General features: G+C 70.7%; 11 protein-coding genes. 9 read left to right on the top strand and 2 right to left on the bottom strand.

Annotated features, from left to right (window positions below; translation table 11 throughout):
- Nucleotides 1-94: 94 nt before the first annotated feature.
- Complete coding sequence (locus tag QF035_RS09150) at nucleotides 95-1213, bottom strand: alpha/beta hydrolase-fold protein (RefSeq protein WP_307519507.1); 1119 nt, start codon at nucleotides 1211-1213, stop codon at nucleotides 95-97.
- A gap of 172 nt (nucleotides 1214-1385) precedes the next feature.
- Here QF035_RS09150 and QF035_RS09145 point away from each other — a divergent pair, with 172 nt between their 5' ends.
- The 3 genes from QF035_RS09145 to QF035_RS09135 are packed head-to-tail and all read left to right on the top strand — an operon-like array spanning nucleotide 1386 to nucleotide 3434.
- Nucleotides 1386-1598, top strand: coding sequence for an MbtH family protein (locus QF035_RS09145; protein ID WP_307519505.1), 213 nt, complete (start codon nucleotides 1386-1388; stop codon nucleotides 1596-1598).
- A 31-nt stretch (nucleotides 1599-1629) separates the two neighbouring features.
- Nucleotides 1630-3204, top strand: coding sequence for an amidohydrolase (locus tag QF035_RS09140; RefSeq protein ID WP_307519504.1), 1575 nt, complete (start codon nucleotides 1630-1632; stop codon nucleotides 3202-3204).
- Nucleotides 3201-3434 (top strand): hypothetical protein, encoded by a 234-nt coding sequence (locus QF035_RS09135; protein ID WP_055612544.1) that lies wholly within the window; start codon nucleotides 3201-3203, stop codon nucleotides 3432-3434. Before QF035_RS09140 ends, QF035_RS09135 begins: the two co-directional genes overlap by 4 nt.
- Before the next feature lie 43 nt (nucleotides 3435-3477).
- Here the strand turns inward: QF035_RS09135 and QF035_RS09130 are convergent, their stop codons facing one another.
- The gene (locus tag QF035_RS09130) at nucleotides 3478-4137 is read right to left on the bottom strand and encodes an isochorismatase family protein (RefSeq protein WP_266752504.1); all 660 of its coding nucleotides are present in this window, start codon (nucleotides 4135-4137) and stop codon (nucleotides 3478-3480) included.
- A gap of 136 nt (nucleotides 4138-4273) precedes the next feature.
- Between QF035_RS09130 and QF035_RS09125 the strand changes: the two genes are divergently transcribed.
- The 6 genes from QF035_RS09125 to QF035_RS09100 all read left to right on the top strand — a co-directional run bounded on the left by QF035_RS09125 (nucleotide 4274) and on the right by QF035_RS09100 (nucleotide 11123).
- Nucleotides 4274-6373: a penicillin acylase family protein gene (locus tag QF035_RS09125; protein ID WP_307519501.1), complete on the top strand. Its 2100-nt coding sequence runs from the start codon at nucleotides 4274-4276 to the stop codon at nucleotides 6371-6373.
- Nucleotides 6374-6451: 78 nt separating this feature from the next.
- A complete protein-coding gene (locus tag QF035_RS09120) occupies nucleotides 6452-7039 on the top strand; it encodes an RNA polymerase sigma factor (RefSeq protein WP_307519499.1) in 588 nt (195 codons plus the stop codon).
- An 88-nt stretch (nucleotides 7040-7127) separates the two neighbouring features.
- Nucleotides 7128-7778 (top strand): helix-turn-helix domain-containing protein, encoded by a 651-nt coding sequence (locus QF035_RS09115; RefSeq protein ID WP_307519497.1) that lies wholly within the window; start codon nucleotides 7128-7130, stop codon nucleotides 7776-7778.
- A 47-nt stretch (nucleotides 7779-7825) separates the two neighbouring features.
- Nucleotides 7826-9163: a M24 family metallopeptidase gene (locus QF035_RS09110; protein ID WP_307519496.1), complete on the top strand. Its 1338-nt coding sequence runs from the start codon at nucleotides 7826-7828 to the stop codon at nucleotides 9161-9163.
- Nucleotides 9160-10155: a thiamine pyrophosphate-dependent dehydrogenase E1 component subunit alpha gene (locus tag QF035_RS09105; protein WP_307519494.1), complete on the top strand. Its 996-nt coding sequence runs from the start codon at nucleotides 9160-9162 to the stop codon at nucleotides 10153-10155. The genes QF035_RS09110 and QF035_RS09105 overlap by 4 nt, the downstream gene beginning before the upstream one ends.
- A complete protein-coding gene (locus QF035_RS09100) occupies nucleotides 10143-11123 on the top strand; it encodes an alpha-ketoacid dehydrogenase subunit beta (protein ID WP_307519492.1) in 981 nt (326 codons plus the stop codon). Before QF035_RS09105 ends, QF035_RS09100 begins: the two co-directional genes overlap by 13 nt.
- The last annotated feature ends 2 nt before the right edge of the window (nucleotides 11124-11125 follow it).

The following is an 11125-nucleotide window of genomic DNA, read 5'->3' as shown; positions in this document are numbered from 1 at the left end:
GGGAACGGCGCAGTCCTTTGCCTTCAGGGGCGCGGGGAACTGCGCGACCAGCCCCCACCGGACCCGCAGACAGCAACCGTGCCCCGCGGAGCGCCTACGCGAGGGCCCAGGCCACATCCCTCAACAGGGCTTCCCGCCACCCCGCCCGGTCATGGCCGGCGGCCGACCGCGAAACCCGCACAGCCGCCCCAGCTTCCGAGGCCAGCGCCTCAACCAACTCACAGTGCGGCAACATCCGCGTCTCGTGTTCCCCCACATCGAACGCAACCCGCAGCCCGGCCAGTCCGGCGGGCCCCCGGCCCCGCAACAGGGCAGCGATGGACCCACCGAGCGGCCCGCCGAACGGGTCGGCCAAACCCATCGCATCGGGCGTCCACCAGAACGACCCCGACTGGCAGGCGACACGCGACACCAGCTCCGGGAACTCCAACGCCGCGTACAGCGCGCTCAGCCCCCCGAGGCTCTGCCCGGCGACCACCAGCCGGTCCGGGTCGGAGGGGACGTCGGACTCCGCCACCAGCGGCAGCAGTTCGTCCCGGATCGCCTCCCAGAGCTCCCGCCTGCACGCGAACTCGGCCGCCCTGTCCTTGCTCGGAAGGAAGACGAGGGTGACGGGGGGCATCTCACCACTGGCGACGGCCGAGTCGAACGCGGTCATGGCCGGGTGCAGGTACAGCCAGTCGTCCCCGTCGAGCAGCAGGACCACCGGTCCGCCGCCGCCCACTGGATGGACCCGTACGGTGCGCCGCCCGCCGAGCCGTTCACTGGTCCAGCGGAGCCGGGTGAGCGGGAGGGGCAGTACGACATCGGCGCCGATGACGGGCCAGTGCGGCTGGGCCGGGGCGTCCGGGGTCGCGGCGATGGACCGGTCGCCGCCCGCACCGACCGGGTTGAACGGGTCGGCGTGCGCCTCGTCGCCCGCGAGGAACCGGTAGGTCACCCGCAGCCGCTCGGGCATGGGCACCTCCGCGTACCAGCAGTCCGTGTCGCCCCACCGGCGCAGGGGTACCGGCTCCGACCAGCTCTCGAACTCGATGCTTGCCGGAGAGCCGCGCCACAGGAACAAGGTCACCCAACCGCCGCCGTCGGCAGGTACGGACGCGGGTGTCCCCGCCGCCGCCCAGAACTCGTCGGTGCCTGGTCCGCCGGGGAGTCCGAACGCGACGAAGGCGTTCTCCCTGTCGGCCGCGAGGCCGGGAACGGCATCGGTCACGGCCGGACCCCTTCGATCGCCAGGCGCATGAACGTCTCCTTGTGAGAGGGAAGGAGCAAAGGCTAAGCTCGCTTCTAATTAGGCGAGCCTAACCTAATCATGGCATTCCTCTCCATCCCCGATTCCACCCCGGCTCCATCCCCGATGCGCTTCCTGAAAGGGCCACCGATACATGAGCACCAACCCCTTCGACGACACCGAAGGCCGCTTCCTGGTTCTGGTGAACGACGAGGGCCAGCACTCACTCTGGCCGTCCTTCGCCGAGGTGCCCGGGGGGTGGACGGTCGCCTTCGACGAGAACACCCGGGAGGCGTGCCTGGACTTCATCGAGGCCAACTGGACCGATCTGCGCCCCCGGTCCCTCGCGGCGTCCATGGACGTGTGACCCTGCCGACCACTCCGGGGGAACACCGCTGATGCTCTGTACGAGACTGACGAACGCCCGCTTCCTCACCATGGATCCGGACCACCCCGTGGCCCACGACCTGGGCATCTGGCGGGGCCGGATCGTGGGCCTGGACGAAGCCGTGACCTCCCTGCCGGCCCGCGAGGTGATCGACCTTCAGGGCGCCACCGTGCTGCCCGGGTTCATCGACAGCCATGTGCACCTGGCCTGGACCGGTTTCAAGGCGGGCACGCCGAGCGTGGCGCCGTGCACGTCGGTCGAGGACGTGCTCGCCGCCGTGGCGGAGGCGGTGGCTCGTACGCCGGAAGGGGGCTGGGCGGACCTCGCGGGGTACGACCAGCGCGGCCTCGGACGCCATCTGACCGCCGCCGAACTGGACAAGGTCAGCGCCGGGCGAAAAGTCTTCATGATGCACGACTCCGGACACGGCTGCATGGTCAACACGGCTGTCCTGGACCTGCTGCCCGCCGAACTCCCGCACGAGGAGGGCTTCCTGGCCGAGGGTGCCATGGGAGCCGCGCGGGCGCTTCGACTGCCGTACTCCCAGCAGGAGTTGGCCGACGCGATCGGGCTGGCCGCCCGGACCTGTCTGGCCGAGGGAGTGACGGCCTGCGCGGAGGCCGGCATCGGCGGCGTGCTGTTCGGCCACAGCCCGGTCGAGCTCGGCGCCTATCAACTCGCCGAGGAGCAGGGCAAGTTGCCGCTCAGGGTGCAGCTCATGGTGTCCGCGGACCGGCTGCGCCCCGTCACCGCGCACGAGGACGACGGTATTCCCCGCGCCCTCGACCTCGGTCTGCGCACCGGGTTCGGTGACGACCGGCTCTCCGTGGGCGCGCTGAAGATCTACACCGACGGCGGCATGATGGCCCGTACCGCCGCGCTGACCGGCCCGTACCAAGGGCTCGACCACACGGGTCAGTTGCAGGACGACCCCGAGACCCTCGCGGACACCATCGTCGACGGCCATCTCGCGGGCTGGCAGCTCGCCGTGCACGCCATCGGCGACCGGGCGGCCGATGTCGCCCTGGACGCCCTGGAGCGGGCGCAGCGAATACGGCCGCGCCCGGGCGCCCGGCACCGCATCGAGCACGCGGGCCTGATCCGGCCCGACCAGCTGGAGCGCTTCGCGCGGCTGGGCGTGACGGCCGTGATCCAGCCGAACTTCCTGCGCTATTTCGGCGACGACTACGCGACGATCATGGGGGAGGCGCGGGCGCACTGGCTGTACCGGGGGAGGGGATTCCTGGAGCACGGGATCACGCTCGTGGGCAGCTCGGACCGGCCCGTCGCGGACGGATCGCCGCTCAGGGCCGTGCAGTTCATGGTCGAGCGCGCGTCCGAGTCGGGTCAGGTCATAGGCCCGGACGAGGGCATCACGGTCGACGAGGCTCTGCGCGCGTACACCGTGGCCGGCGCCTTCGCCTGCCACTGGGAGGACAGCGCGGGGAGTCTGACCCCGGGGAAACGCGCCGACCTGGTCGTCCTGGGCGACGACCCGAGGAGGGTCGACGTCTCGCGCATCGGCGACATCGAGGTGGTCGCGACGTTCGTCGACGGCCGTGAGACCGAGGAGGCCGCGTCGTGAGCACGCGGACGGACAACGACAACACCCGGTACGCACACCTGTGGCAGGGCTCGCCCTACCCGCACCGGTGGGTGCTCTGGGACACCGCCGACGACATCCTGGTGTTCGACCGGGACGCCAACGGCCTTGTGGACATCGACGACGAGCGTGTCCGGCAGGAGGTCGTGCGCAGGATGCGCGAGGCGGGCGTACCGGAGAGCGACGACTACCCGGGTCGCCCCTGCTCGTGAACGACCCGCGTCGGCGAGGGCGAGGGCGAGGGCGGCGAAGGCATCACATGCTCTGTGCCGCCCTGCCGTGCAGGAGTTGGCGGATCAGCTGGTCGGTGGTGCACACCACGCTGGTGCGTCCGATCCACCGCAGTGCCATGGAGTGGTCCTCGGCGGAGAAGTCGGCCACCGCGTCGGCCACGACGAACGGCTGGATGTCGTTCATGAAAGCGTCCGCGGCCGTCAGCAATATGCCGAGATGCGCCCGTACCCCGCAGAGGATCAGCTGGTCGCGCCCCTCGGAGCGCAGCAGCCGGCCCAGATGGCTGCGGAGGAAGGCGTTGTGGCGGACGTTCACCAACACGTGTTCTCCCACCCTGGGCGTGAGTTCCGCGACGATCGCCGCGTCGTCGCCGGGCTCCTGACCGATGCCCGGGCCCCAGATGTCGGTCATCAGCCCTCGCTGGCCCGGGCGTTGGGCGGCCGGCTCGGCGCTGAACACCACCGGCATGCCGAGCGTCCCCGCGAGCTCGCGCAGGGTGGCGCTGTTGTCGAGCAGCTCCACGACGGGCGAGCAGTCCGGCGGGAAGGCCTGGACGAAGTGGTTCTGCATGTCGTGGATCAACAGCGCGGCCCGTGCCGGATCGATCGTCCAGGGCGGGCCCGACGGGGGCACCGCGGAACGGTCGGGCATGGGATAGGAGTTGATGACCGGCAAGCCCATGGGCGGACTCCTCCCTGATGGCGTGTGCGCCGAGTCCGATTGAGGGAAGTTAGCTTAGCCTAAGCTAACTTGATGAGTGGTGGATCGTCAGGTGGCCGGTTCGGCCCGGTTACCAGGAGTTCGAGGAGCGAGGATCATGGCGAGCAGTACGTACCGGGACGCCTGGGGCATTCCGCATCTCCGTGCCTCCGATCCGCTGCAACTGGCCTTCGCCCAGGGGAAGAACGCGGCGCGTGACCGGGCCTGGCAGATCGAGGCCGAAAGGCATCGCTCGCAGGGCACCACGGCCTCCTTCCTCGGGGCGGCCGCCGTCCCCTGGGACCGTTTCGTCCGCCGGGCCCGGCTCGACGACACGGCCCGGCGCTGCTTCGAAACGCTGGAGGAGGAGACGGCGGCCTGGGTGTCGGCGTACGTGGACGGGGTGAACGCCGGCCTTGAGCGGGGAGTGGCCGACGCGCCGGAGTTCGCGGCCACGGGACTGGCCCCGGGGACCTGGCAGAAGTGGACGCCCCTCGGAGTCTGGCTCGCCCACCACATCCTCTTCGCCGGATTCCCCACCAAGCTTTGGCGCGAGGAGGTCGCACGCCGACTCGGCGACGAGGCCCTCGGACTGTTCGCCGCGGACGGCCCCGCCACCTCGGGCTCCAACGGCTGGATGGTCGCGGGCGACCGCACCGAGTCCGGGGCCGCGCTCATCGCGGGCGACCCCCACCGCTTCATCCAGGACCCAGGGTTTTACCAGCAGATCCACCTCTCGTGCCCGGAGTACGACGTCGTCGGCTTCGCTGTCCCCGGGGTGCCCGGCATCGCGCACTTCGGCCACACCGGGACCGTGGCCTGGGCCATCACCAACGCCATGTCCGACTACCACGACCTCTACCGGGAGCAACTGCGTACATCGGATGACGGCATCGAGGCGCTGGGGCCCGAGGGGTGGCGGCCGGCCGCCCATCACCGGGAGACCATCCGGGTCGCGGGCGGCGACCCGGTCGAGATCGACGTGATCGAGACGGAGCGCGGGCCGGTCGTCATCGACGGACCCGCCGAGAGGGCCGAGGGCGACTCCGGGCCCGCCGCGCTCTCCGAAGGCATCAGCCTCCGCTACCCGCCCCGCGTCACCGAGGACCTGGGGTTCGACGTGCTCCCGGCGCTCCTCCGGGCCCGTACGGTCGCGGACGTGGACCGGGCGCTCGACCGCTGGATCGAGCCGGTGAACGTCGTGCACGCAGCGGACACGTCCGGCGGCCTGCTGCACCGGGTGGCCGGATACGTGCCCGTACGGCACCGGGAGAACGGGCTGCGGGTCGTGCCCGCCTGGCGGAGCGGGCACGAGTGGCAGGGCCGTCACGACACACCTCGCGCCGAGGTGGCCGGCATCGCGGTGATGGCCAACGAGTGTGGCCTCGCCGCGCCGTTGGGCACGGAGTTCGCCCCGCCGTACCGCGCCGACCGTATCGACGGCCTGCTGCGCGCGTCACGGCAGTGGGCGCCCCAGGACATGGCCGCCATCCACATGGACACCCAACTCGCGGCAGCCACACCCCTGTTGGAGCGAGTGGCACGGCTCGACGGACTCGGCCACGAGGCGACGCGACTGAGGGCGCGGCTGCTGGCCTGGAACCGGCACATGGACGCCGACAGCACCGCCGCCGCGGACTTCGCGCGGCTGCGCTCCGCGGTCGTACAACGGGTCGCGACGGCACCGGAGTTGCAGAGTCTCGCCGTGCCGCCCCTGCAGTATCCCGTGGTGTTCGAGCCATGGCTGAACCTCACCGCGAAGGTTGCTTCCGCGCTGGAGAACCTGCTGGCCACCGAGCTGCTCCCGGGGCTGGACAGCACGGCGGTCGTCCGGGCGGCCCTGGAGGAGACGGCGCGCCTGGAGCCCGTCACCTGGGGCGAACTGCACCGGCTCGCCCCCTCCCGGATCCTGCCCGCCGCCGAGGGCGAGGAGTGGCCCGGCCTCGGCGGGGACCACGACTGCGTGCTGGCCACGTCGAGCACGCCAGGCCTGACGGATCTCAGCTCCCGAGGGCCGTCAGCCCGGTACGTCTGGGACCTCGCCCGCCGCGAGAACAGCCTCTGGACCGTGCCCCTGGGCACACGCGGCATCCCCGGAGACCCGCACCGGCGGGACCAGCTTCCGCTGTGGCTGTCCGGTCAACTTGCCCCTGTCATCACTGATTTCGCGCTCCTCACCGAAGAACCGGAGCATGGTTCCCGGGGTCTCGGAATGTGATCGTCCGTTCTTCATGCGGACGAATGAAAGGTGAAGGCCCCTGGTTTTTCGCTCTCCCCGCTCGGACAGACCGGGGCCATGGTTCACGGGAATTGGGCGGAGACCTCAGGCGAGTCCGGGTTCGGCGACCGTGAACTCCAAGAATCCCAGGAGGAGTTACGAAGGGCCCTTTCCTGGGAGGTGATCGCCGGCCACCGGGAGCGGCTGATGAGACTCGTCCGTCGGCGGCTTCCGCATGCGCAGGACGCGCAGGACGCGGAGGACTGCGTACAGGAGGCGATGCTGAGGGCCGCCGCCTGCGGCGATCTTGACCCGGAGCGGATCGGTCCCTTTCTGACCTCGGTGGCCCTGCGCCTCTGCGTCGACAACCACCGCGAACAGGAGCGCAGCAGACGGCTGTTGCCCCGCACCGCCGATGTCCGTACGCCCGAGACCCCGGACGAGGGCGTGTGCGACAGGGACTTCGGGCGCTGGCTGCTCCGCCAGGTGTACCTCCTGCGGGGCCGCGAGCGGCAGGTCGTGCTCGCCCGCGCCCATGGGATCTCCACTCTGGAATTCGCCCGCATCCATCAGATCTCGGTCAAGGCGGCCGAGGGCGCGTTCACCCGCGGTCGTGCGCGGCTTCGGCTGATCTGCGCCAGGTCCATGGACGGTGTCGTGGCGTAGTCGGCGTACGCCGTTTTCGAGCAACGCTCCCGATTTCTCCGGCCACGCTGTTCAATGAGTGTGAACGTATCTGCGGAAGGAGCCGTCCGTGTCCCCTGTGGTCGTGCCGCCCGTCGGCGCGCGCATCCGGCAGGCGCGTACGGCGCGGGGGGTGAGCCTGCGTGGCCTCGCGCGGGAGATCGGGGTCTCCGCGAGCCTGATCTCCCAGATCGAGACCGGCAAGAGCCAGCCCTCGGTCAGCACCCTGTACGCGATCACCACCGCGCTCTCCATCCCGGTCGAGTCGCTCTTCGACGCGGAGGGGGAGACCGCCCCAACCCCGGCGACCGCGGTCGTGGGCGCACCGCCCGACACCGTGCTGCACGCCCTCGCCGCCTTCGCCGCCGACCCCGGCCGCAGGATCGGACCGCTGGTCGGAGGTGGTGAGCGGGAGGTGCTGGAGCTGGACTCGGGTGTTGTGTGGGAGCGTCTCGGCCATGTTCCGGGAGCGGACGTCGACTTCCTGCGCGTGACCTACCGGCCCGGCGGGACATCCTCCAGCGCGGGAGGCCTGATGCGGCACCCCGGGACGGAGTACGGCTATCTGACCTCCGGCGAACTGGTCCTCACACTCGGTTTCGAGGAGTACGTGATCCGGCCGGGCGACGCGGTCTGCTTCGAGTCGACGACCCCGCACCGGTATCGCAACGACGGCAGTGAACCCGCTGTCGGCGTCTGGTTCGTGTTCAGTATGGGTTGACACTTTCCCCGGACGGTCGTTCACTCCGAATGAGGGTGGTGGTCGTCATGGCAATCCGCACATTCGGACCGAACGCCGTCGACTGGGAACAGCGCATCGACCTCGACCGGCTGCGCACGCAGCGGCTGGCCCGGCTCCACGAGGCACTGAACCGCTCCGAGCTGGGAGCGCTGCTCAGCTTCGACTTCGCCAACATCCGCTACATGTCGTCCACCCACATCGGCACCTGGGCGATGGACAAGCTGATCCGTTTCGCGCTGCTCGTCCGCGGCGGCGAACCGATCGTCTGGGACTTCGGCTCGGCCGCCCGCCACCACCAGCTCTACAACCCCTGGCTCGACTACAGCGACGGCAAGGAAGGCCCGCCCACCGGCGCCCGCGCCGGCATCTCCACCCTCCGCGGGGCCTTCCACCCGGACGCCGGCATCGGCGCGGACGTCGCGGCGAAGGTCGCCGCCGAACTGCGCGAACACGGCCTGGCGGGCGAGCCGTTGGGCGTCGACCTCGCCGAGATGCCCGTCCTGCACGCCCTCAAGGAACAGGGCATCGACGTCGTCGACGGCCAGCAGGTCTTCCTGGAGGCCCGCCGTGTCAAGACACCCGACGAGATCTCCCTGCTCACCCAGGCCTGCTCGATGGTCGACGCCGCCTACGAGGAGCTCTACGCCCACCTGCGACCGGGCATACGCGAGAACGAGTGCGTCGGACTCGTCAGCAAGGTCCTCTACGACCTCGGCAGCGAGTACGTCGAAGGCGTCAACGCCATCTCGGGCGAGCGCTGTTCACCGCATCCGCACGTCTACAGCGACCGGCTGATCCGCCCCGGCGACCCCGCCTTCTTCGACATCCTGCACAGTCACCTCGGCTACCGCACCTGCTACTACCGCACGTTCGCCGTCGGCAGCGCCTCGCCCGCCCAGCGCGACGCGTACATCCGCTGCCGCGCCTACATGGACGAGGCCATCTCCCTGGTCCGACCCGGCGCCACGACCGCCGACATCGTCCAGGTCTGGCCGCGCGCCGAGGAGTTCGGCTTCCCGGACGAGACGGCCGCCTTCGCGCTGCAGTACGGGCACGGGGTGGGGCTGTCCATCTGGGAGAAGCCGATCTTCAGCCGCCTCGTCTCGCTCGACCACCCCGAAGTCCTCGAAGAGGGCATGGTGTTCGCCCTGGAGACCTACTGGCCGGCGGCGGACGGCTGGTCGGCGGCGCGCATCGAGGAGGAACTCGTCGTCACGGCCGACGGGTGCGAGGTGATCACCAAGTTCCCCGCCGAGGAACTCCTCGTCGCGGGCCGCAAGTACTGGACCGTCGGCGGCGAACTCAACACCCGGCGCGAGTCCCAGTCCCACCTCAACACCCGCGAGGGCAGGGGGGAACGATGACGGAATCCCCTCACCCGGACGCGGCCCAACTCCTCGCGCTGTACGAGCAGATGGCCGTCATCCGGCGTACGGAGAAGGCCGCCCACGACCTGTTCATGTCCGGCCTCGTCAAGGGAACCACCCACCTCGCCGCCGGACACGAGGCCATCGCCGTCGGCGCGAGCACGGCCCTGCGCGACGACGACTACGTCTTCGCCACCTACCGCGGCCACCACCACGCGCTGGCCCGCGGCGCGACCCCCGAGGAGTGCCTGGCCGAACTCATGAGCCGCGCCACCGGACTGTGCAAGGCCAAGGGCGGCTCGATGCACCTGACCAAGGCATCGCGGAACATGCTCGGTTCGTACGCGATCGTCGGCGCCCATCTCCCGATGGCGGTCGGCGCAGCCTGGTCGGCCCGGCTGCGCGGCACCGAACAGATCGCCGTGGCCTTCTTCGGCGACGGCGCGACCAACATCGGCGCGTTCCACGAGGCGCTCAACCTGGCGGCCGTGTGGAAGCTGCCCGTGCTGTTCATCTGCGAGAACAACCTCTACATGGAGTACACCCCGATCGCCGACGTGACAGCGGTGGCCAACCCCGCCGCAGACCGGGCGCCCGCCTACGGCATCCCCGGCGAGATCGTCGACGGCAACGACGTGGTCGCCGTCCAGGAGGCGGTGACCCGGCTAGCGGGTCGGGCCCGGGCAGGAGACGGGCCCAGCCTGCTGGAGGCGCAGACCTACCGGCACTTCGGCCACAGCCGCGCCGACCCGGCGACGTACCGCCCGGCGGAGGAGGTCGAGCGCTGGCTCAAGCACGACCCGCTGGACGTGGCACGCGGCCGCCTCGCCGAACTAGGGGTGCCCGCCGGCACGGTCATCGAGGCCGACGAGCGCGCAACCGGCCTCGTCCAGGCGGCGATCGAGGCCGCCAAGAACGCGCCCGCGCCCGATCCCCGGGAAGCGCTGACCGACGTATGGGCCGACGGAGGTGCGGCGTGGCGGACGTGATCACCTACCGGCAGGCGGTCGCCGAGGGAATCGCGCGGGAGATGCGGCGCGATCCGACGGTGGTGTGCCTGGGCGAGGACATCGGCGCGGCGGGCGGGGTGTTCAAGACGACCGCCGGGCTGTACGAGGAGTTCGGTTCCGGGCGGGTGTGGGACACGCCGATCTCCGAACAGGCCATCGTCGGGGCCGCGATGGGCGCCGCGATGACCGGCATGCGGCCCGTCGCCGAGATCATGTTCTCCGACTTCCTCGCCTGTTGCTGGGACTACCTCGCCAACGAGATACCCAAGGTGCGGTACATGACGGGCGGTCAGGTCACCGTGCCGCTCGTGGTACGTACGGCCAACGGCGGCGGGCTCGGCTTCGGCGCTCAGCACTCGCAGGCCACCGAGAACTGGGCGCTGACCGTCCCCGGACTGAAGATCGCGGCACCGGCCACACCCGCCGACGTGGTCGGCATGATGGCGGCCGCCATCCGCAGCGACGACCCCGTGGTCTTCTTCGAGCACAAGGGACTCCTGGCGACCAAGGGAGCGCCCGCGCCGCCGGACCACGTCGTCGAGCTGGGGCGGGCCGCCGTCGTGCGCGAGGGCGCCGACATCACGCTCGTGGCCCTCGCCTCGATGGTGCCGGTGGCGCTCACCGCCGCCGAACGGCTGGCCGAGGAGGGCATCGAGGCAGAAGTGATCGACCTGCGCTGTCTGGTGCCGCTCGACACCCGGACCGTACTCGGCTCCCTCGCGAAGACCTCGCGGCTCGTGACCGTCGAGGAGAACCCGTACCAGGGCGGCTGGGGCGGCACGCTCGTGTCGGTCGTCGCCGACGAGGGATTCGGCCTCCTCGACGCGCCCGTGCGCCGGGTCGCCGCCGAATGCGTGCCCCTGCCCTTCGCGGACGCGCTCGAAGAGCAGGTGATCCCCACCGTCGACAAGGTCGTGACCAAGGTCCGCGACCTCACCGCGTACTGAAC

The organism is Streptomyces umbrinus (assembly GCF_030817415.1).
GTDB classification, from domain to species: Bacteria; Actinomycetota; Actinomycetes; order Streptomycetales; family Streptomycetaceae; genus Streptomyces; species Streptomyces umbrinus_A.
Note: the sequence above shows the minus strand (reverse complement) of the source record. Positions and strands in the feature narration are given on the sequence as shown.